The sequence below is a fragment of the Halomarina rubra genome (genome assembly GCF_023699475.1).
Lineage (GTDB): Archaea > Halobacteriota > Halobacteria > Halobacteriales > Haloarculaceae > Halomarina > Halomarina rubra.
Genome location: NZ_JALXFV010000005.1, coordinates 163,386 through 184,029 on the forward strand (window position 1 = coordinate 163,386; position 20,644 = coordinate 184,029).

At 70.0% G+C, this 20,644-nt stretch carries 23 protein-coding genes; 13 read left to right on the forward strand and 10 right to left on the reverse strand.

Features of this window, described 5'->3' with window-relative positions:
* Window positions 1-37: 37 nt before the first annotated feature.
* On the forward strand, window positions 38-826 hold the full coding sequence (locus M1L36_RS10610; protein ID WP_250873708.1) for an enoyl-CoA hydratase/isomerase family protein: 789 nt from the start codon (window positions 38-40) through the stop codon (window positions 824-826).
* Window positions 827-1,064: 238 nt separating this feature from the next.
* On the opposite strand, the gene M1L36_RS10615 is transcribed toward M1L36_RS10610, so the two are convergent.
* Window positions 1,065-1,337: a PadR family transcriptional regulator gene (locus tag M1L36_RS10615; RefSeq protein ID WP_250874053.1), complete on the reverse strand. Its 273-nt coding sequence runs from the start codon at window positions 1,335-1,337 to the stop codon at window positions 1,065-1,067.
* 565 nt (window positions 1,338-1,902) lie between these two features.
* On the opposite strand from M1L36_RS10615, the gene M1L36_RS10620 reads away from it, so the two are divergent.
* A complete protein-coding gene (locus M1L36_RS10620; RefSeq protein ID WP_250873709.1) occupies window positions 1,903-2,748 on the forward strand; it encodes a ZIP family metal transporter in 846 nt (281 codons plus the stop codon).
* 29 nt (window positions 2,749-2,777) lie between these two features.
* Here M1L36_RS10620 and M1L36_RS10625 read toward each other — a convergent pair whose 3' ends face one another.
* From M1L36_RS10625 to M1L36_RS10635, 3 genes are all read right to left on the reverse strand, one after another.
* On the reverse strand, window positions 2,778-2,984 hold the full coding sequence (locus M1L36_RS10625; RefSeq protein ID WP_250873710.1) for a DUF7861 family protein: 207 nt from the start codon (window positions 2,982-2,984) through the stop codon (window positions 2,778-2,780).
* 117 nt (window positions 2,985-3,101) lie between these two features.
* Window positions 3,102-3,350, reverse strand: a complete 249-nt coding sequence (locus tag M1L36_RS10630; protein WP_250873711.1) for a hypothetical protein — start codon at window positions 3,348-3,350, stop codon at window positions 3,102-3,104.
* 162 nt (window positions 3,351-3,512) lie between these two features.
* Window positions 3,513-3,869 (reverse strand): cupin domain-containing protein, encoded by a 357-nt coding sequence (locus tag M1L36_RS10635; protein ID WP_250873712.1) that lies wholly within the window; start codon window positions 3,867-3,869, stop codon window positions 3,513-3,515.
* Window positions 3,870-3,998: 129 nt separating this feature from the next.
* On the opposite strand from M1L36_RS10635, the gene M1L36_RS10640 reads away from it, so the two are divergent.
* Both M1L36_RS10640 and M1L36_RS10645 read left to right on the forward strand, forming a co-directional pair.
* Window positions 3,999-5,825, forward strand: a complete 1,827-nt coding sequence (locus M1L36_RS10640) for an asparagine synthase-related protein (RefSeq protein ID WP_250873713.1) — start codon at window positions 3,999-4,001, stop codon at window positions 5,823-5,825.
* Window positions 5,826-5,874: 49 nt separating this feature from the next.
* Window positions 5,875-6,324, forward strand: coding sequence for an NUDIX hydrolase (locus M1L36_RS10645; protein WP_250873714.1), 450 nt, complete (start codon window positions 5,875-5,877; stop codon window positions 6,322-6,324).
* A 36-nt stretch (window positions 6,325-6,360) separates the two neighbouring features.
* On the opposite strand, the gene M1L36_RS10650 is transcribed toward M1L36_RS10645, so the two are convergent.
* Genes M1L36_RS10650 through M1L36_RS10660 form a run of 3 tightly spaced genes read right to left on the reverse strand, consistent with a single transcriptional unit; the run spans window position 6,361 to window position 9,248 of the window.
* Window positions 6,361-7,134, reverse strand: coding sequence for an Nmad3 family putative nucleotide modification protein (locus M1L36_RS10650; RefSeq protein ID WP_250873715.1), 774 nt, complete (start codon window positions 7,132-7,134; stop codon window positions 6,361-6,363).
* Entirely contained in the window at window positions 7,131-8,267 is a 1,137-nt protein-coding gene (locus tag M1L36_RS10655; protein WP_250873716.1) for a PQQ-dependent sugar dehydrogenase, read from the reverse strand. The genes M1L36_RS10650 and M1L36_RS10655 overlap by 4 nt, the downstream gene beginning before the upstream one ends.
* A gap of 57 nt (window positions 8,268-8,324) precedes the next feature.
* A complete protein-coding gene (locus M1L36_RS10660) occupies window positions 8,325-9,248 on the reverse strand; it encodes an acyltransferase (protein ID WP_250873717.1) in 924 nt (307 codons plus the stop codon).
* Between the two features lie 166 nt (window positions 9,249-9,414).
* Here M1L36_RS10660 and M1L36_RS10665 point away from each other — a divergent pair, with 166 nt between their 5' ends.
* The 3 genes from M1L36_RS10665 to M1L36_RS10675 are packed head-to-tail and all read left to right on the forward strand — an operon-like array spanning window position 9,415 to window position 12,998.
* The gene (locus tag M1L36_RS10665) at window positions 9,415-10,635 is read left to right on the forward strand and encodes a hypothetical protein (RefSeq protein WP_250873718.1); all 1,221 of its coding nucleotides are present in this window, start codon (window positions 9,415-9,417) and stop codon (window positions 10,633-10,635) included.
* Entirely contained in the window at window positions 10,632-11,888 is a 1,257-nt protein-coding gene (locus M1L36_RS10670; protein WP_250873719.1) for a hypothetical protein, read from the forward strand. The genes M1L36_RS10665 and M1L36_RS10670 overlap by 4 nt, the downstream gene beginning before the upstream one ends.
* Window positions 11,889-11,945: 57 nt before the next feature.
* Window positions 11,946-12,998 carry an aldo/keto reductase gene (locus M1L36_RS10675; RefSeq protein WP_250873720.1) on the forward strand — a complete coding sequence of 351 codons (1,053 nt, stop codon included), beginning with the start codon at window positions 11,946-11,948 and terminating at the stop codon, window positions 12,996-12,998.
* Window positions 12,999-13,009: 11 nt separating this feature from the next.
* On the opposite strand, the gene M1L36_RS10680 is transcribed toward M1L36_RS10675, so the two are convergent.
* Both M1L36_RS10680 and M1L36_RS10685 read right to left on the reverse strand, forming a co-directional pair.
* The gene (locus M1L36_RS10680) at window positions 13,010-13,357 is read right to left on the reverse strand and encodes a hypothetical protein (protein ID WP_250873721.1); all 348 of its coding nucleotides are present in this window, start codon (window positions 13,355-13,357) and stop codon (window positions 13,010-13,012) included.
* 46 nt (window positions 13,358-13,403) lie between these two features.
* On the reverse strand, window positions 13,404-13,796 hold the full coding sequence (locus M1L36_RS10685; RefSeq protein ID WP_250873722.1) for a hypothetical protein: 393 nt from the start codon (window positions 13,794-13,796) through the stop codon (window positions 13,404-13,406).
* Window positions 13,797-13,902: 106 nt separating this feature from the next.
* Between M1L36_RS10685 and M1L36_RS10690 the strand changes: the two genes are divergently transcribed.
* On the forward strand, window positions 13,903-14,568 hold the full coding sequence (locus tag M1L36_RS10690; protein ID WP_250873723.1) for a potassium channel family protein: 666 nt from the start codon (window positions 13,903-13,905) through the stop codon (window positions 14,566-14,568).
* Window positions 14,569-15,073: 505 nt separating this feature from the next.
* On the forward strand, window positions 15,074-15,937 hold the full coding sequence (locus M1L36_RS10695; RefSeq protein ID WP_250873724.1) for a dihydrodipicolinate synthase family protein: 864 nt from the start codon (window positions 15,074-15,076) through the stop codon (window positions 15,935-15,937).
* Window positions 15,938-15,967: 30 nt separating this feature from the next.
* Here the strand turns inward: M1L36_RS10695 and M1L36_RS10700 are convergent, their stop codons facing one another.
* Window positions 15,968-16,690 carry a TOBE domain-containing protein gene (locus M1L36_RS10700; protein WP_250873725.1) on the reverse strand — a complete coding sequence of 241 codons (723 nt, stop codon included), beginning with the start codon at window positions 16,688-16,690 and terminating at the stop codon, window positions 15,968-15,970.
* A 92-nt stretch (window positions 16,691-16,782) separates the two neighbouring features.
* Here M1L36_RS10700 and M1L36_RS10705 point away from each other — a divergent pair, with 92 nt between their 5' ends.
* The 4 genes from M1L36_RS10705 to M1L36_RS10720 all read left to right on the forward strand — a co-directional run bounded on the left by M1L36_RS10705 (window position 16,783) and on the right by M1L36_RS10720 (window position 20,643).
* Window positions 16,783-17,841, forward strand: coding sequence for an ABC transporter substrate-binding protein (locus tag M1L36_RS10705; RefSeq protein ID WP_250873726.1), 1,059 nt, complete (start codon window positions 16,783-16,785; stop codon window positions 17,839-17,841).
* 26 nt (window positions 17,842-17,867) lie between these two features.
* Window positions 17,868-18,620: an ABC transporter permease gene (locus M1L36_RS10710; protein WP_369694230.1), complete on the forward strand. Its 753-nt coding sequence runs from the start codon at window positions 17,868-17,870 to the stop codon at window positions 18,618-18,620.
* Window positions 18,617-19,432: an ABC transporter ATP-binding protein gene (locus tag M1L36_RS10715; protein WP_250873728.1), complete on the forward strand. Its 816-nt coding sequence runs from the start codon at window positions 18,617-18,619 to the stop codon at window positions 19,430-19,432. The genes M1L36_RS10710 and M1L36_RS10715 overlap by 4 nt, the downstream gene beginning before the upstream one ends.
* Before the next feature lie 98 nt (window positions 19,433-19,530).
* Window positions 19,531-20,643, forward strand: coding sequence for a putative sulfate/molybdate transporter (locus tag M1L36_RS10720; RefSeq protein ID WP_250873729.1), 1,113 nt, complete (start codon window positions 19,531-19,533; stop codon window positions 20,641-20,643).
* Window position 20,644 lies beyond the last annotated feature (1 nt).

Consider the following 20,644-nt stretch of genomic DNA (forward strand, 5'->3'; position numbering starts at 1 on the left):
AGCGAACCCTTTTGCCACCACCCTGTGACCCACAGCCATGACCGAACCCGACTACGAGAACTTCGTGACGACGTTCGAGGACGGCGTCCTGCGTGCGGAGATTCACAGCACCTCGAAGATGAACGCGCTCAACGGGACGATGACCGAGGAGCTGTTCGACCTCGCGATTCGACTCCACGAGGAGCCGGTGCGCTGTTTAGTCCTCACCGGGTCCGACGGCGTGTTCTGTGCGGGCGGCGACGTGGCGACGTTCGTCAGCGAGGACGCCGCCGGCGAGATTCGAAAAGGCGCGTCGCTGCTCCACGACGCGGTGTTCCAGTTGCGCGAAGCCGAGGTGCCGGTCGTGACGGCGGTCAACGGTCCGGCGGTCGGCGCGGGGTTCAGCTTCGCCATCATGGGTGACTACGTGCTCGCCAGCGAGGCGTCGTACTTCCAGTTCGGCTACCCCGGTATCGGCGCGACGGGCGACGGCTCCTCGACGTACTTCCTCCCGCGCGTCGTGGGCCTGCGGCAGGCCAAACGAATCGCGCTGTTGAACGAGCGCATCGACCCCGAGGAGGCGGCCGACCTGGGGTTGGCGACCGAGAGCGTCGCGGCCGACGAGTTCGAGAGCCGGGTGGCCGACGTCACCGCACAGGTCGCCGAGGGACCGACCGTCGCGCTGGGTCGGACCCAACGGCTGTTGACCGAGAGCACCACCCGCGGGATGGAGGCGCAGCTCGCCGCCGAGACCGACGCGATGGCCGAGACGGCCCGCACCGACGACTTCGCGGAGGGGGTCCGGGCGTTCGTCGAGAAGCGGTCACCGGAGTTCGAGGGGCGCTGAGAACGGTCTGCGTCGTGTCGACGGCCAGTGTCGTACGGACAGCGTGTCGGACGGAACGTCGGTGTCCCGTGGACGGCCCGTACCGTGCGAACCGAGCCCGCGTCGTCGACCCTCCCCACTGCGTCGTCGGCATTTCACGGCCGACGTGCGGTCGCGTCGCTCGCGAGTCGTCGGTCGTCCGGTGTTCGGTCGAGTCCTCGACGATGCGGCCGTCGCTCGTCGGCTCACACCGACCGAATCACGGGAGTCGAGTCGACCCCCACTCGTGGTACTCGACCAGTGCGTCGACCCCGTCCTCGGAGATGGCGTAGTAGTTCGTCCGGCGGTCGATCTCGCCTTTGTCCGCCAACCCCTTGTTGACGAGCGTGTCCAGGTTCGGATACAGCCGCCCGTGGGTGATCTCGCGGTCGGTCTGTGCCTCCAGTTCCTCGCGTATCGACTGGCCGGACGGTCTGTCCAGACCCGCGATGCAGTACAGCAGGTCGCGCTGGAACCCCGTCAGCCCGTGAATCGTTCGAATGTCTACGGCACCACCGCCGCCACCTGCTCCTGAGTCCAACCCCGACATGACGATAGGTCCTGTGCGCCGTCCGATGTTTGTTATTGACTGTCAAGTCAATGAGACCGTCGCAACAGTTATCGTTGCACGGGAGACGGCGACGAGGGGCGGAACTCGACACACCGTTAGAAACACGTTAAACGGTTAACACTTCCCATATTACTCGCTTACGAACGAGAAAGCGAGCGACAGCGGGGCCGTGTCCCTCGACGGTCCCCAATCGACCCTCGCCGTGTAACGACCCACCGACCGCCAGAGCGGGAAGCGGCAAACGACCCATTTCAGCACCGAAGGGTGTCGAGTCGGCCGTCGTCCACCGACCATCCATCGGTTTTCCCCCCACCCCCACCAGTGGACCATTCATCAGGCGACCACGCTCGACAGACATCGACGGCCTCGGCTAGCCGTGGGTCGCTCCCGAGGTGTGCGCGACGAGGTAGACTCCGGACTCACACACTACTCTGGACTCAACACTCATGCTCGTCGCGAGCACGTCTGGAGACGGAGGAGATGAGGTGTGACAGGACCGGTCGCAGCCGTGGTCGTCGGACAGTTCGAGTGGGTCGGAGCGAACCCCGTCCTCGGTGGTCTCCTGGGTGGCGTGTTCATCGCCGCGCTCAACCTGTTCGGCGCGACGTTGGTGTTCGTCTGGCGAGACCCCTCCGAGCGCGCGATGGACGGGGCGCTCGGGTTCGCCGCCGGGGTGATGCTGGCCGCGAGTTTCACGAGCCTCATCGTCCCCGGCATCGAGACGTACTCGGGTGGCGACCCGCTCCCGGTTCTCGTCGGGGTCCTCCTCGGTGCGCTGTTTCTCGACCGCTCGGACGTGCTCGTCCCGCACGCTCACTACCTCCTGACGGGTCGACGGCGGGCCGACGCGGCGAACCCCGGCGACTCCCTCCCGGTCGACGACGACAGACTCGCCGGCGTCGTCCTGTTCGTCCTCGCCATCACGCTGCACAACGTGCCCGAGGGCCTCGCCGTCGGCGTCGGGTTCGGCAGCGGTGACCCCGCGACGGCGGTGCCCCTGATGCTCGCCATCGGTATCCAGAACGTCCCCGAGGGGCTGGCCGTATCGGTCGCCGCCATCAACGCCGGCCTCGACCGCCGGTTCTACGCCGCCGTCGCCGGTGTCCGGTCGGGACTGGTCGAGATACCGCTGGCCGTCCTCGGCGCGTACGCCGTCCAGTCGGTGACGCCGCTGCTCCCCTACGCGATGGGGTTCGCCGCGGGCGCGATGCTGTTCGTCATCAGCGACGAGATCGTCCCCGAGACCCACCGCGGCGGCCACGAACGGGTCGCCACGCTCGGTCTCGTCGTCGGCGTCGTCGTGATGCTGTACCTCGACATCTCCCTCGGGTGAGCGACCGACACTCTCCGAACGAGAGTCGCTCACCGGCCCCCGTGTTTCCGGAACCAGACGCGCTCGCCGACCGGCGACGCCTCCGGTCCGAGGTCGAGTCGACCGACGAAGAGGTCCCGAACGGCGAGCGTGACGCGGAGTTCGACGGGGTCGGTGCCGTCGGTCGGGACGACCCCCTCCGTCCACCGGTCGACGTGGTGGTCGGGGCGTCGGGCGTGAATCCGGTCGTGGACCATCACCGGGGGTAGACGGCCGGCGACGATGAGTCCGACGGCACCGGAATTCGACGGTCAGCGTCGGCGACGTCGATTCCGGTCGTCCCGACGTGTGCGTCGAGCGTCGCTCCGCTCTCGTTACGGCGCGGTCGTCTCGACGTGTGCGTCGAGCGCCGCGTCCGCCGAGCGGTACTCGCGCCGTGGGTAGACGTCCTCGCCGGCGTCGTCCTCGACGACCCAGTACGCCCGCTGGTCGGTCTCGACGACGTAGACGAGCGCGCTCCCCTCGCTCGTCGTCATCTGCTCGACGAGTCGTGCCGACTCGACCCTGTCACCGGTCTCGTTCTCCACGAGCGTGATCGCTCGTCGGAGCTGCGCCCCAGCCATGTGACTCGTTACCGATTGTCGTTCTTAGCTGTTCGGTCGGTGGGCGTGCGTCGGACCTGCCGACGGTCGTATCGGTGGTATCGTCCCCCGCGCGTGATTGCCCGGTTGCGGGTGACGTCCGTGGAGTCGCCCGCCGCCGCTCGTGGTCGGTTACACCCGCGGTCAGTTCCGGTCGAGGTCGGTCGTCTTCTCGGTGACGCGGTCGCCCGTGTTGCGCGTTCCCGCCGGTTCGAACAGGAGGACCGTCGCCGGAGCCTCGGCGACCGGCCGGTGTTCGACGCCCGCCTCGACGACGTACAGGTCGTGTTCGGCCAGGTCGACGACCCCGTTGCGGAACTCGATGCTGATGGCCCCTTCGACGACGAGGAACAGTTCGTCGGCGTCGGGGTGTGCGTGCCAGTCGAACGGCCCCTCCATCCGCGCGAGTTTGACGTGCTGGCCGTTCAGTTCCGCGAGCAGTCGAGGTGACCACGCCTCCTCGATGGCCGCGGCAGCCTCGGGTAGCGAGACGGTGTCCATACACCACCCACGCACCCGACCACCAAGCACTCGTGGGTCCCCGCCGTCGCCCCCGTGACACGTGATACCCATGCAATAACTCCCAGTAGCGGACGTATACTAAACCGTGTCTTTCCAGTAGCGAAACATATGAACCCACACGTCCACCTCCAGCGGCCCGACGACTGGACCCGGGGGGCCGGAACCGCGGTGCGAGGGACCGCGTTCGTCGACGGCGAACGGTACGACGCGGACGCGCTCCACGACCGTTTCAGCGCCGTCGACACCCGCGAGGCGTTCCGCGCGGCCGTCGAGGAACTGGAGGGCTTCTTCGCCGTCGTCCGCGTCGTCGAGGGGACGGTGTTCGCCGCGACCGACCACGTCCGGAGCATCCCGCTGTTCTACGCCCCCGGTGCCGACCTCGTCTCCGACAGCGCCCGTGCCCTCCGAACCCGTCTCGCGGACCCGGCCGTCGACACCGTCGCCGAAGCCGAGTACCTCTCGACGACGTACGTCACCGGCGGCGAGACGCTGTACCGAGACATCAGACAGCTCAGAGCAGGCGAACTCCTCGCCTTCGAGACGAGCGCCGGCGGGACGCGACCGACGGCCCCCGCGGTGACCGAACGCCACTGGACGTACGCGCCGAGCACGACGGGTGCCGAACCCGAGGCGACCCCGACCGACAGACTGGTCGCCCTCGACGACGCGCTCGTCGAGGCGTTCGAGCGCTGTCTCGCCGTCGCCGACGGGCGGCCCATCGCCGTCCCGCTGAGCGGCGGGTACGACTCGCGGCTGGTCGCGACGATGCTCGTGCGCCTCGGTGCCGAGGACGTCCGGACGTTCACCTACGGCCGAGCGGACTCGTCAGACGTCCGGGTCGCCCGCGACGTCGCCGCCGCCCTCGACCTCCCGTGGCGACACGTCGAGTACACCGCCGACGACTGGTACGACTGGTTCAACGGCCCCGACCGCGAGTCGTACTACGAACGCGCCGACGACTTCGACGCTATCCCGAACCTGAGCGCGCTGCCCGCCGTCGAGGAGCTGCTGGCCGATGGGTGGCTCCCCGCGGACAGCGTCGTCGTCCCCGGCCAGACCGTCGCCGAGATCGGTGGCCACCTGCCCGACCGCCTGCTCGACGGGAGCGCGACCGCCGCCGACCTCGTCGAGAGCGTGCTCGACCGCCACTACTGCCAGTTCGAGTGCGACGAGCGCCTCGACCGCACGTTCCGACTGCGCGTCTGGCAGAGCGTCGCGGACGTCTGTGACACGAGCGACCGCACGAGTGCCTACGCCGCGTGGGAGTGGCAAGAGCGCCAGGCGAAGTTCCTCTGTGGCGACGGCCGCATCTACGAACACGCCGGTCTCGACTGGTGGTTCCCGCTGTGGGACCCCACCGTCGCCGCGGCGTGGGGAGCGATTCCCGCCGCCGGCCGCGCCGAGAAACGTCGCTACACCGAACTCGTCGAGACGCTGTACGCCGACGTCGCCGAGGTGGACGCGTCGGCCGCCGCCCGGACGCAGGCGACCGACAGCCGAGTCACCGTCGCGACGCGTCGGCTCCGGTCGGCCGTCGCCGACTCGCCGCTGGCCGGGGTCGCACGACCGCTGTACCGACGCTTCCGCGGTCGGACCGCCAGCCGCGAGGACGGCCCACTGGCACACTTCGGGATGCTCTCGGCGGCCCAGTTCGACCGCCTCTACGCCGCCGACCGGAGCCACCACGCGTTCCGTGCGCTAGAGGCGACCGGTCGGGTCTCGTTCGACCCCGCACACGAGGACGGGTGGCCCGGCGACGTACTGACGGTCGAGGGTCTGGAGGCGACCCGTCCGGACCGACCGGATCTACCGAACGAGGCCGACGACGCCGAGACCACCGAGGCGGCCTACGACCCGCCGACGGTGACCGGCCAGGGTGACGGTCCCCACCCGACGCGCCTCGGAGGCTGGGCGGCCGAACCGAGCGACGACTGACGAGACACGGAGGGGAAGACACTTGCCGGCCGGTCGTACACCTACCGCAATGACGGATTCGGACCCCGCGTACCTGGTCAACGTCGACGCCGTCGTCGTCCGCGACGGCGAGTACCTGCTCGTCGAACGCAGTCCCGACGAGGAGCACGCCGCCGGCGAACTCGGCTTCCCCGGCGGGACGACCGACGGCGACGACGAGGGGCCGGACGTCCTGGAGGCGACGGTCCGCCGCGAGGTCCGCGAGGAGGTCGGTGTCGAGCTAGCGACGACGATGGCGTACGTGCAGTCGAACGCCTTCGAGTCAGACACCGGCGAGGGGGTCGTCAACGTCGTGTTCCTCTGTCGGTACGAACGCGGCGAGGTCTCCGTCGACCCGACGGAGGTCGCGGAGGTCCACTGGCTCACCGCCGAGGCCGTCGCGAACCACCCGGAAACGCCAGCCTACACGCGACAGCAACTCGAACTCGCGGAGGGGCAGCGCCAGCTACTGGGCTGGTAAGGACAGCCTAACGAGGCGACGCCGTCGCTCCGTCGCTCAGAAACACGATTCGAGGTCGCGCTCTGTGACGACCCGCCGGAGTTCGGCGGTCGCCCCCGCGTCGAACCGCATCGGGCGTCGCCACCACGGCCCCTTCCCCGAGTCGCTCGACAGGTCGACGACAAGTCGGTTGGCGTCGATGCCCGCCTCCTGCCCCGACAGCGGAACCACGCGCTCGAACAGCCGCGACCGTCCCTCGTCGCCGAGTATCAACACCTCGGCGTCGAACGTCTCGCGGCGGACGTGGGCGTTCGTCCGGAACGGTTCGCGTTCGGCGTCGTCCATCGCGCGGTACTGCTCGCCGGTGACGGCGTCCCGGGCGAGACACATCCCGCCGACGAGGTACGCCCCCCAGCGCGGCGACTGCCACCACGCCGGGTCGCCCCGCTGGCTCAGCGTCGCGTAGAAGAACAGCCAGTCGTCGGCACGCAACTCCGAGAGCGGGCGGGCCTTCACGCCGTGTTCGTCGCCGTAGGTGTAGCGCTCGCCGCCGGCCTCGGGGAACTCCGGGTCGAAGTGCAGCGGCGTCTCCGCCACGTCGCTCACGTCCGTCTCCACGTCGAGGTCGGCGTAGGTGGGGACCGAGTCGCGCGTCGGCTTCGTCTCCGGGATGGGGATGTACTCGAAGGTGCCGTCGGGGTGGATTGGACCGCGGAACCCCGGCTGGTTCGTGTTCGCGGCGACGTTGATGGCGACGGCGCGCGGCGCGCGGTCCGAGGGTGCGTGGGCGGAGGCGTCGTTCGGGTCGTCCCCGTTCTCGTCGTCCGTCATCCGTCCTCCGGGCGGAACCGCAGCAGTCGGTCGTCGTCCTCCGACGGCGACCCCCGACCGTCGCGGTTGCTGGTCGTCGCGTAGAGGTGGCCGTCGGGGCCGACGAGTGTCGTCCGGAGGCGGCCGAACTCCCCCTCGAACAGTCGCTCGTCGAGCGTGACCGCGTCGTCGCCGTCGAGGCGAACGCGGTGGAGGTGCGTCCCCGAGAGCGTGCCGAACAGCAGGTCACCCTGCCAGGCGTCGATGGCCCCGTCGTCGGGGTAGACTGCGAGTCCGCCGGGGGCGATGGTCGGCGTGTAGCTGGCGAGCGCGGGGACGAACTGCCCGTCCTCGCCCGACTCGGTGCCGCGAACGGTCGGCCAACCGTAGTTCTCGCCCGGCCGGATGCGGTTGACCTCGTCGTCTGTCTCGGGGCCGTGTTCGGTCTGGTAGAGCGTCTCGCCGTCCGCACCCACCGCGAGCCCCTGCGGGTTGCGGTGGCCGTAGGTGTAGACCGCTGGGTGGCCAACGTCCGGGTTGTCGGGGTGCGGGTCGCCCTCGAACGTGAGGCGGAGTATCGAGCCGTTGAGCGTCTCGGGGTCCTGTGCCAGGTCCGCGTCGGTGGCGTCGCCCGCGGTGACGAACAGCGAGTCGTCGTGGACGAGCAGGCGGCCGCCGTCGTGGTAGCGCGCGCCGGGGATGCCCTCGAACACCGGTTCGCTCGCCCAGTCGTCGTCGACGGCGTGGCGCAACACGCGGTTTCTCGTCCCGTCGTCCTCGTAGGTCTGGACCGTGAACGCGACCGAGGAGTCCTCGGGGTGGAACGCCAGCCCCATCAGACCGCCTTCACCGGTCGCGCCGGTGTCGTCGAGGTCGGCGACGACCGAGCGTTCGCCGTCTCGGACCCGGACGATGCGCCCCGGCCGCTCGGTCAGGTAGACGTCGTCGGGGTCGTCGTCGCGGAACGCGACGCCCCACGGCACTTCGAGGTCGGTGACGAGCGTCTCGGCGACGACCGACTGGCCGTCGCCGGTGGTCGTCGTCGCGGTGCCGCCCTCGGCCGTCGGCGGGTCCGACTGGAGACAGCCGGCGACACCGACGAGACCAGCGAGCGTCCCCGCGCCGGCGACCCGGAGGAAGGTTCGCCTGTCCATACTGTCGGTTGGGCCGTGGAGGGAAAAGCCGTCCGTCGTCGGTGGTGGTCGGGAGGGTTACGGCCGTTCGTGTGGGTTCACCGGTCCGCCGAGGTCCCGACCGAACTCGTCGAAGGTGTCGAGGTCGTCGGGGAGGTCGTAGGGAATCTCGCGGTCGGACTGGTGGTTGGTCAGTTTGCCGTCTTCGGGGACGGGGTCGGCGACGTCCTCGAAGCCGGGTTTGACGGAGATAGAGCGAGCGGGCATCCCGACGGCGACGTGGTGGGCGGGGACGTCGCCCTGGACGACCGCGCGTGCGCCGACGACGCTGTTCTCGCCGACCGTACAGCCGGCGCGGACCATCGCGTCGTAGGTGACCCGCGCGTCGTCCTCGACGACGGTGTGGAAGTTGCTCACCTCGGTCTGGTCGACGATGTCGTGGTCGTGGCTGTAGAGGTGGACGCCGTCGGACAGCGAGACCCGAGCGCCGATGTCGAGGCGGCCCCGGTCGTCTAAGTGGACGTCGTCGTGGATGACCGTGTTGTCGCCGACGGTGATGTTGTGGCCGTACGAGAACGTGACGCCCTTGAAGATGCGGAGGTTCTCGCCGGCCTCCTCGAACAGATGGTCGGCGAGCATCTGGCGGAACTGGAGCGCGAAGTCGACGTTGTCCGCCATCGGCGTCGCGTCGAACTGCCGCCAGAGCCACTGGAGGTGCTTCGAGCGTTTGAACCGCTGTTCGTCCTTCTCGGCGTAGTACTCGGCCTCGACCGTCGCGTTGCACGGGTCGTACCCCTGCAGGCGGACGCGCTCGGCGGCGGAGACGTCGCCGCCGTCCTGCCAGCGCTCCCACGCCTCGCGGTCGCCGTAGAGGTCCACGAGAACGTCGCGGACCACGTCACAGGTGTCTTCGGGTCCCGACAGTCGCTCGTCCACTTCGTCGAGGAACGCCTGCAACCCCGCAGCGGCGTCCGACGGAAGCGAGACGTGCCGTTTCGTCATGCAACCGCGTTGGCCCGGTGCGGCCATAGGGGTTTCCGTTGTGCGAGGGGGTCGTCAGTCCGCGCGGACCCTGACCCGGTTCCGAGGGTGCCGGCGCGCGTCGGACGGGGTTCGTGATGTGGCGATGGACACGAAACTTATACCGAACCGTCACGATTCGAGAGCTATGCGACGACTGGTCCCCCTGTCGCTGGTAGCACTGCTGCTCCTCTCCGGGTGTCTCGGCGCACTCGGCGGGGACGCCACCTCCACCCCCGAAGAGATCGACCCCGCCGACGCCGACCTGCCGCCCGGCGTGACTGTGAACGGCGTCGAGAACGCCTCCGCGCTCGCGGCGGCGCACGACGAGACGCTGCTGGACGAGGGGTTCGTGTTCGACGGTACGGTCGTCACGGACCAACCGGGAAGCGGCATCGTGAACGAGACGGCCACGGTCGTCGTCGGTGTCGACGCCGAGACGCTCCGGAGCGACTCCGTGCGGACGCTCTGGCCCTACGAGAACCGGTCGGTCGTTTCACAGCGCGTGCGTGACCGACTGTGGCTCGACGGCGACGAGCAGTTCGTCCGAACCAACTTCACGACTCGTGACAGCGTCATCGCTGGCCCGTACGACGCCTCCAACGACCCCCGTGACGGTGTCACGCGAGCGAGCACCTACGAGGGTGTCCTCGACGCGGCGAACTTCACCGTCGAGTCGACGGTCGCCCGCGACGGCCACACGTTCACCACGCTCGTCGCCGCCGACGCGAACGGTACCGAAGACGACCCGGCCTACGACGGCCACCTCGTCGTCGACGAACGCGGCGTCGTCCACGAGGCCGTCGTCGAGATCGACCGCGGGCCGGAGTCGGTGTGGGGTCTCCTCGACTACCGACTGGTCGAACTCGGCGCGTCGCCCGAGGAACCCGACTGGGTCGACGGCGTCCGCGAGAGTGCGGACCTGAACCTGAGCTTCGACGCCGAGTTCCTCAGCGACCACTCGGCCGTCGGTGTCACGAACACCGGCGACGACGCGGTTCCGGCCGGCACCGAACTGGAGGTCGACTTCGAGGTGGACGACGAACCGTCGGCGACCACCGCACCGACCGTCATCACGCTCGACGAGACCATCGACCCCGGCGAGACGGTCTACGTCTATCGTTCCGGGTGGGAGGCAGACCTGGTCCGTTCGCGGTCCACCGCTATCGACGACTCCTCGTTCTACGGGGACGTCGGCGTCCAGTTCAGCCTCGACGACGTCTCACTCGGTGGGGTCCGCGTCACACAGGAGTCGAACGACGGACGGACCGGACGACGACGGCACCGACCGCGGACTGAGCCTCGCGGGAAGCGGCATCACACGTTGCGGTGGCTTGATTACCCCACGCGAGAACATCAAACCGTATGACACGACGGTTGGTCCCCGTGTTGCTCGCAGCGCTGGTGCTCCTCTCCGGGTGTACCGGCGTGTTCGACACCGGGACGACGGCAGACGAGACGACGACGCCCGAAGAACTCGACCCCGCCGAGGCGGACCTCCCGCCCGGTGTGAACGAGTCGGGCGTCGAGAACGCCTCCTCGCTGGCGGCGGCACACAACGAGACGCTGCTCGCGGAGGGCTACGTCCTGAACTCCAGTTCGACGACCAACAGCAGCACGTTCGGCAACCGGACCACGACGGCCCAGTGGGTCGTCGGTCCGTCCGCCGACCGGTTCACCTTCGATGCTCGAACGAGCGTCCACACCCCGCCGTCGTACGACGGACCGGCCGGCGACTACCGCCAGCGACTCTGGGGCGGTGACTCGGTCGTCACGCGCATCGACCGCGGCAACGAGACGACGTACAACAACGTCGAAGCGCTGGCGTCGCGCCTCGGCGTGGCACAGAGCCAGACGTTCGAACGCTACCTCGACATCGGCGCGTACGACGTCGAACGGGTCGTCACCGACGGTGAGCACACGTTCACGACGCTCGCCGCCACCGAACCCCGCGACGACGCCGAGTTCAACGGGACGTTCGAAGCGCGGTTCGTCGTCGACGAGCGTGGCGTCGTCCACGAGGTCGACGTCCACACCGACCAGCGGATGGGCGACTACGAACAGCGTATCGAGTACCGACTGGTCGAACTCGGCGCGTCACCCGAGAGGCCCGACTGGGTGAGCGAGGTGCCCGACGTCGCGTTCGAGAACGTGAGCGTCGACGCCGACGTGAACACGCACGGGGACGGCGGTTCGACGCCGTACCTCACCGTCACCAACGAGGGCCCCGACACGCTGCCCGCGGGTGCGGAACTGAACGTCACCACGAACGAACCGGACTCCGACGAACCGGCGCGCGAGGAGACGCTGAACGCCGTCCTCCGGACCGGCGCGCCGCTCGACCCCGGCGAGTCGGTGTACGTCTACCGGAGCGGCGACACGCTCGAACTGACGCGCGACGAGGCGACCGCGAAGAGCGGCGACGGCCTCCGCAGTAGCGTCAGCGTCGCCGTCAGCGCCGACGGCGTCTCGTTCGGGTCGTTCGGTATGGGCTGGAGTTCCAGTTCGGCGTCCGAGTCCGCGAGTTCGGGCACGTCGGGCAGTGCGAGCGGTAGCGCCTCGGCCGGGTCCGGCAGCGCGTCCACGAACGGGACGGCCACGACCACGACCGCGAGCGCCTGACCACGCGCTCGGACTCCAACCGCGCCTGATAAGTTCCTCAGTCCGCTAGCCACGAGTATGCACTACCGGACGCTCGGCGACTCCGGCGTAGAGGTCAGCGAAGTCGGGTTCGGCGCGTGGGTCGTCGGCACCGACTGGTGGGGCGACCGCTCCGAGGACGACGCCAAGGAGATGCTCCGCTTCGCGCTCGACCAGGGCATCACCTACTTCGACACCGGCGACGTCTACGGCCACGGTCGCTCGGAGGAACTCGTCGGCGAGGCGCTCGCGGACGTCCGCGACGAGGTGACGCTCGCGACGAAGGTCGGCTACGACTTCTACAACAACCCGCAGGCGGGCCACGGCGAACTCCCCAAGGAGATGGACGCGGAGTACCTCCGCGAGGCGTTCGAGACGTCGCTGGACCGGCTGGACACCGACTACGTCGACCTCCTCCAGTTGCACAACGCGAACGTCGGCGAGGTCGACGAGGACGTACTCGAACTGCTCGACGAGTGGCGCGAGGAGGGGAAGGTCGACGCCGTCGGGTGGGCGCTCGGTCCCTCCATCGGCTGGCTGGCGGAGGGTGACGCCGCCGTCGAACACGACTTCGACGCCGTCCAGACCGTGTTCAACCTGTTCGAGCAGGTGCCGGGCCGCCACTTCATCGAGTCCATCCGCGAGAGCGACGCCGACACCAGCGTCGTCGCACGCGTCCCGCACTCCTCGGGACTGCTCAACGAGCAGGTCCGCCCCGAGACCGAGTTGGAGGAGGGCGACCACCGCGGGTTCCGACCCGACGCGTGGTACGAGACGGGGTGGGAGAAGATCGAGAACCTCCGGTTCCTCGAACGCGACGGCGAGCGCACGATGGCCCAGGCCGCCATCCAGTGGCTCCTGAGTCACGACGAGGTCGCCTCGGTCACGCCGACGTTCCGCACCCGCGAGGACATCTCGGAGTGGGCGGCCGCCAGCGAGACGCCGCCGCTCACGCCCGGCGAGGTCGAGCGCGTCGAGGAACTGTACGCCGAGAACTTCGGCGTCGACCGCGACGACGGGATGGACGCGCTGCGCTCCTCGGTCGAAGGGAAAGACCTGGAGGGCACCGGCATGCACTGGGCCGGTCGCTGAACACCCGCGTCTCAGGTCCGAACCTCCGTTCTCGCTCGGTCGCCACGGAGCACCTGCCCCGTTCCCCACAGCGCCAGGGGGACGGCGACCGCCGCGAGGGTGTAGCCGTCGAGCGGCCGCCACGGTGTCCACTCGAACGCGCCGAGTCCCCACGCGACCGTCCCGACGACCGCCCACGCGCCGACACCCACGCTCACGAGCGCGAACAGTCGACCGGGGACGCCGTAACGGTGGTGCATCGACCCGACCCAGTCCGTCGCGGGCCCGGCAGCGAGGCGGAAGCTCGCGACGAGGGTGGTGAGGGCGAAGGCGATGCCGGCGACCTGCTCGGGAGGGAGCGACGGCGGGAGACCGGGCATACTGCTCGGTCCGAGCGACGGCACGTAGGCTTTCTGTCGGGACGCCTCAGGGCCAGCCGAGTCCCGGCAGTCGCGAGAGGACGCCCCCGTGGGCGAACGGCGAGTCGTCGAACGTCAGCAGTTCGGGGCGGGTGAGGTCGTCGAGCACCGCGACGACCGCCGTCCGCGCGAGGCCGCTGTCGAAGTCGGTGACGTTCCACGGCGGCCAGAGGGTGAACCGCTCGAACCCACGGGTCGGGTCTCGACGGACGTAGACGTCCGCGAGATTGTCGTGGCCGACGAGACAGAGGTCACCGTCCGTGACGGCGAGTGCCTCCGCGAGGTCGGTCGCGTCGAGCGCGTCGAGCGTGTCGTTCTGGACGGCCGCCCACACCGTTCGACACGCCCGCTGGTCGGAGTTGTCGAGGAGAACCTTCCGCACCGTCGTCGCCCCTGACATGGACCCACACACGACCCGAGAGCGCATAAACGGACCACCCGATTGCTCGGGGGGAACGGTCGCCCTCGGGGCTACCCTTTTTACGACCGGCGTGGGAGAGGGAGTCATGAAGTTCGTCATCGCCGGCTACGGGCGCGTCGGGATTCGGACCGCAGACATCCTCGGCTCGGAGGGCCACGAGGTCGCTATCGTCGACAACGACCCCGAGAAGGTCGAACGTGCGGAGTCCGCGGGGTTGGCCGCCTACCAGGGCGAGGGCGACGACGAGGAGACGCTTCGCGAGGCGGGCATCGAAGAGGCCGACGCGCTCGGCGGGTTGACCGGCGACCTGAACGTCAACCTGAGCGCGTGTGTCATCGGCGACGCCTACGGCTGCCGGACCGTCATGCGCATCGACGACGACTACCACGCCGAGATCTACGAGAAGTACGCCGCCGAGGTGGACGAGGTCATCTACCCCGAACGCCTCGGCGCGGCCGGCGCGAAGACCGCGCTGCTCGGCGGTGACTTCGACGTGCTCGGCGACCTCACCGAGAGCCTCTCGGCGGTGAGCGTCGTCGTCGGCGACGAGTCGGACGTGGTCGGCCAGCGTGTCGTGGAGGTCGAGGTGCCCGACGGCGTGCTCATCTACGCCCACGGGAGTCGGAACGAACCGATGACCATCCCGCTCCCCCAGACCGAGATCGGTGCCGGCGACGAGATCGCGTTCATCGCCGAACCGGAACTCGTCGAGTCGGTCCGGGACCAGTTGACCGGCGAGGCGGCCGCCTGAGCGGTCCTCCTCGACACTGTTCGTCCTCTCGCCCGTTCTCGACAGGTCGCGTTCCTCTTCGACGCCGCCCGGTCGTTCTCGGTCACGCTCGCTCTCGGCGGTTCTACTCGCCGCTCGACGCTACGGTCGCCGAGGTCGTGTGCCGCAGGTGGAAGTGCCGGTGCGTGCCCGAGACGCACCGGCGGACGCCAGCATGCCCTCGAGAATCGCCGGGCGCGCGGTGGGGAGGATGGGGACGAGACCGCAGCGCGCGCCCGGTTTCGGCATGTGTCGGTCGGGACTTAAATCCGCGTCAGACGTGCGTATGCCGCTCTCTGCACCACTACAGGTCGGTTTCGGAGTCGGCAAGGTAGGCACGGACGGTCGCCGCCCGAGCAGTCGGGTGACCGCCACCCCTCAGCGAGCGCGCGCCGGGTCGACGGGTGGCGGCTGTGTAGTGAGTGGCGGGGTGGTGGGTGGCAGGGTGGTGGGTGAGATTGAAGCGACCGGCACCCTACTCGCCGGTATGCACGGCACTGGAGTCCCGATGGTGACGCCGTTCGACGACGGCGACGTCGACGAGGCGGCGCTGACGGCGACGGTCGAGTGGCTGGAAGCACGCGGCGTCGACTTCCTCGTCCCCTGTGGCTCGACCAGCGAGGCCCCACTGATGACCCCCGACGAGCGGGCGCGGGTCACCGAGGTCGTCTGTGACGCCGCGAGCGTCCCGGTGCTGGCGGGCACGGGCCACCCCGGCCGGGCCGCCACCGAGCGCCAGACCGAGCGGGCGGCCGAGGCGGGCGCGGACGGCGCGCTCGTCGTCACACCGTTCTACTACGGTCACGACCAGGCGGCGCTCCGGCGGTACTACGAGGCCGTCGCCGACGCCAGCCCCATCCCGGTGTACCTCTACAGCGTCCCCCAGTTCACCGGCGTCGCGCTCGACCCCGCCACCGTGGAGACGCTCGCCGACCACCCGAACGTCCACGGCATGAAGGACTCGAGCGGCGACGTCGGGACGTTCCAGCGACTCCGTCGGCGGACACCCGCCGACTTCGACCTGTTCGTCGGCAGCGGCAGCGTCTACGCGCCGGCGCTCGACGCGGGTGCCGACGGCGGCATCCTCGCGCTCGCGAACGTCGTCCCCGAGGCCGCGAGCGAGGTGTACGACACCCACCGCGAGTACGACGAGAACGCCCGAGAGCTCGGCGCGGAGCTGGTCGAGTTGAACGTCGCCGTCACCGAGACCCACGGCATCCCGGGGTTGAAGGCGGCGATGCGCGACCGCGGCGCACCCGCGGGCCAGCCCCGCGAACCGTTCGCCGACGTCGACGAGGTGACCCGCGAGGAGCTGACCGAACTGGTCGACGACGCGCTCGCGCTGGTCTGAGCGCGAGCGCCCGCGCCCGCCGTCGCCTTGTCAGACGTCGGGAGCGGGCGTCGCCCGGGTCGCCGTCGCCTTCAGCGTCGCGACGACGGGCCGGTCCGGCGCGAGGGCGAGGCGCTCGACGCTGTCGATGGTGACCAGCGCCGCGAGCGTCGGGGAGTCGGCGACGGACGCGTCGTCACCCGGAGCGTCGCCCTCGCCGACCGCGACCGTGACGAGCGCGACTGCCTCCCCGCGGTCGATGCGGGCGACGCGCCCGTCGAAGCGGTTGCGCGCGCTCGTCCCGCCCGCAGGTGGTGCCTCGGCGGGGTCGTGGAGCGTCACGCTGTCGGCACGAACCACGACCTGCACCCGGTCGACGTCGGGCGCGAGCGCGCGGACGGACCCGGCGACCGTCTCGACGGTCGTCAACTCGCCCTCGCGAGCGACGACGCGCCCCTCCAGGACGGTCTCCTCGACGGCCGCCGTCCCGGTGAGTGCGGCCCGTAACCGGTCGAAGCGCGCGAGCAGTCGTCGGGCGTTCGCAGTGAGTCGACTCCCGCCGCCGCCCGCGCCGCCGCGCTGCCGCTCGACGAGCGGCCCGAACGCGGTTTCGAGGTCGTCGATGCGCTCGTGTGACCGCGCGTACGATCGACCGAGGCCGTTGGCCGCGGCGTTGAGCGACCCCGCCTCGTCGACGGCGCGCAGCAGCGTCGCGTCGCGCTCCTCGAACGTCTCCCCACCCTCGCGTAGTCGGGCCTCGAACCCCGGGTCCATGTTCCACGTGGGCGGTGGGACCACAAAAACACCGGACACCGAACGATTCGTCACAAGCGTTATACCGGTCGTGAGAGAACGGAGTTGTATCCATGACGGAAGAACGCGGCCGTGACTGGGGCGCGACGCGCCGACGACTGCTGCAGGCGGCCGGAGCGGGCAGCGCGCTGGTCCTCGCCGGCTGTCTCGGGGGCGACGGACCGGCCGAGAACGACTCCAACGGCTCGGGGGACGGAAACGGGACCGGTGACGGCGGTGGCTCCGGCGGCGACGCCGCCATCGGCGACGACGAACTCGTCCTCGCGACGACGACCAGCACCGACGACACGGGCCTGCTCAACGCCATCAACCCGGCGTTCCAGGACGCGTTCGGCATCACCATCAACGTCGTCGCGAAGGGGACCGGCGCGTCCATCGAGACGGCCCGGGCGGGCGACGCCGACTGCATCCTCGTCCACGCCCGCGGCGCGGAAGACGAGTTCGTCAGCGACGGCGTCGGCCTCAACCGCCGCGACGTGATGTTCAACGACTTCGTCGTCGTCGGGCCCGAGGACGACCCGGCGGGCATCAACGGCGCGACGAGCGCGACGGAGGCGTTCGCGACCATCGCCGAGCAGGAAGCGACGTTCTTCTCTCGGGGCGACGACTCCGGGACGAACAAGAAGGAGCTCATCGTCTGGGAGGAGGCGGGCGTCGAACCCAGCGGGTCGTGGTACCGCGAGACCGGTCAGGGGATGGGCGACACGCTCAACACGGCGAACCAGAGCGGCGGCTACACGCTCTCGGACCGCGGGACGTACCTCTCGATGCAGGACAACGTCGACCTCGTCGTCCACGTCCAGGGGCCGCTGAAGGACGGTCCGGCCATCCTGCGCAACCCGTACGGCGTCATCCCGGTCAACCCCGCGGTCCACGACAACGTCAACTATCAGGCGGCGATGGCGTACGTCGGCTACCTCACCAGCCCCGAGGGCCAGAGCGCCATCGAGAACTACACCGCCAACGGCTCACAGCTGTTCTTCCCGAACGCGCTCTCCGAGGAGCCACAGTTCGGCCAGTACGTCCCCGAGGACTACGACGGGTCGAGCGAGGCCCGGGAGGTCGCTCGGTTCCGCCACTGGGTCGACACGGTCGTACCGGAGGACTTCTGAGCCCCCTCGCGCACTGACGAGTCGTGATTCAGGCCGGCATCTTCGAGGAGTTCGGCACGCAGTACCTCATCAGCATCGTCCTCGTGACGCTGCAGGTGAGCCTCACCGCCGTCGGCATCAGCACCCTCCTCAGCGTCTTCCTCGCCGGCGTGCTAGGGTTCAACGAGTTCCCCGGCAAGCGTTGGGCGGTCGCCGTCGTCAACACCGGGATGGGCTTTCCCAGCGTCGTCGTCGGTCTCGCCGTCCTGCTCGTGCTCTCCCAGCAGGGACCGGTCGGGGGCGGGTTCAGCGTCGTCCTCCCCGGTGGCGGCGTCCTGTTCGACTTCGACGGCGTGGAGTTGCTGTTCACGCCGACCGCGATGGTCGTCTCGCAGGTCATCCTCGCGACGCCAGTCATCACGAGCGTCACGCTGTCGGCCATCGAGGGCGTCGACGACGCCATCCGGGACGCGGCGTTCGCCGCCGGCGGGACGAGCGTGGACGTCTCGCTCGCCGTCGTCCGCGAGGCACGCTACGGCGTCGTCACCGCCGTCCTCGCGGGGTTCGGTCGCGCGGTGAGCGAGGTCGGGTCGGTGCTCATCGTCGGCGGGAACATCGCCATCGCGACCGGTGGCGGGATGCGCGTCTCCTACACTCGGACGCTGACGACCGCCATCACCACCGAGTCCCGGCAGGGCAACTACGAACTCGGCATCGCGCTGGGCGTCGTGTTGCTCGTGCTCGCGCTGACCATCAACGTCCTGGGGTCGGTCGTCCGCGACCGGGGGACCGCCCGGTGACACGCCTCGAAGCCGACGGTCTCAGCTACGGCTACTCCGAGGCCGTCGTCGAGGACGTGTCGTTCGCGGCGGCCCCCGGCGAGGTGCTGGCGCTCATCGGCCCCTCCGGGACGGGCAAGACCACCCTCCTGCGGACGCTCGCGCTGTTCGACCGCCCCGACGCGGGCACCGTCCGCATCGACGGTCGGGACCCGTGGACGACGAGCGACGACGAGCGCATCGCCCTCCGACGACGCCTCGGGATGGTGTTCCAGGACCGCTCGCTGTTCACCGGGAGCGTCGCGTTCAACGCGGCGTACGGCCTCCGGGTGCGTCGCTCACGGTTGCAGCGGGGCCGCGAACGCCTCTTCAGTTCCGTCCGGTGGGCGCTGGAGACGCTTCCCGGCGTCCCCGCCGGCAGCGTACTCGGTGACCGGGCGGTCCCCGACGCCGCGCTGGAGGCGCTCGACGCGGTCGGGATGCTGTGGGCGGGTGACCGGCCCGCCCGCTCGCTGTCGGCGGGGGAGGCCCAGCGCGTCGCGTTCGCCCGCGCGCTGGCGACCGACCCCGCCGTCCTCCTGCTCGACGAACCGACCTCGAACCTCGACCCCCGGAACACCGCGCTCATCGAGGCGGCCATCGAGCGCGCCAGTGCACGGGGTATCACCGTCGTCCTGGCGACCCACGACATGCAGCAGGCGAGGCGCGTCGCCGACAGCGTCGCCGTCCTCCTGGACGGCCAGTGCATCGAGCACGGCCCCCGCGACCGTGTGTTCGAGGACCCCGAGGACGAACGCGCGGCGAAGTTCGTCGCGGGCGAACTCGTCTACTGAACCGAGGTCCAGTAACCGGATTCGGTTCACCTGCGGCGAGCGTGTCGACGGTTCCGGTTTCCGGCAAGATACAACCACTCGGGAGCCGTCGCGCCGGTATGGCTACTGCGCCCGGCACGCGGTTGCGCAACCACCTACCGTTTCCTCCGGGCGACCTGACGGGCGCGCTCGGCGACTCGGTGACGGTGCTCCCGTTGGTCGTCGCGCTCGCGGCGCTCACCCCGGCGAACCTCGGGGCGCTCCTGCTCGGGTTCGCCGTCTTCCAGGTGGTGTGGGGCGTCCGCTACGGCCTCCCGCTGTCGGTCGAACCGATGAAGGCGCTCGCGGGCCTCGCCGTCGCGGGGGCGCTGAGCTACGGCGAGTTCCTCGCGGCGGGCATGCTGGCGGGCGTCGTCCTCCTGCTCGCCGGGTGGACCGGGACGCTCTCGCGGGTCGAACGCTCCGTCGGGCGGCCCGTGGTCCGTGGGGTCCAACTGGCGGTGGCGCTCGTCCTCCTCGACTCTGGGTGGTCGCTCGCGGTGGGAGACCCGAGGCTCGCACTCGCGGGCCTCGCCGTCGCCGCCGTCGTCGCCGTCGTCGCTCCCCGAGCGGCCGCGCTGGCGGTGCTCGCCGTCGGGGTCGGTCTCGCCGCGCTCGCGACGGGCGTCCCCGCGCCCGCGCTGCCGACACTCGGCGCACCGGTCGCCCTCACGCTCACCCCCGACACGCTCTCTGGAGCGGCCGGCCAGTTGGCGATGACCGTCGGGAACGCCGCCGTCGCCACCTCGCTGCTCTGTGCGGACCTGTTCGACCGGGAGGTGTCGAGCGACGACCTGGCGACGAGCATGGGGGCGATGAGTCTCCTCGCGGTTCCGTTCGGTGGTCTGCCGATGTGTCACGGTTCGGGCGGTCTCGCGGGGAAGTACGCCTTCGGTGCGCGCACCGGGTGGGCGAACGTCGTCCTCGGGGTGCTGTACGCGCTGGCAGCGCTCGTCGCTGGCCTACTGACCGGGTTCCCGATGGCGCTGCTCGGCGTGTTGCTCGGCGTGGTCGCGCTCCAGTTGGGGCGGGTCGCGCTCGCCGAGCGGTCGTGGCTCGCACTCGTCGTCGGTGTAGTCGGAGCCGTCGTGGGCGTGGGCGTCGCCTTCCTCTTCGGCGTCGGTCTCTACCACCTCTGGCGACGGTTCGGCGAGCCGGTGACCGGACGGACGACGGAGACGACGGCGGACTGAC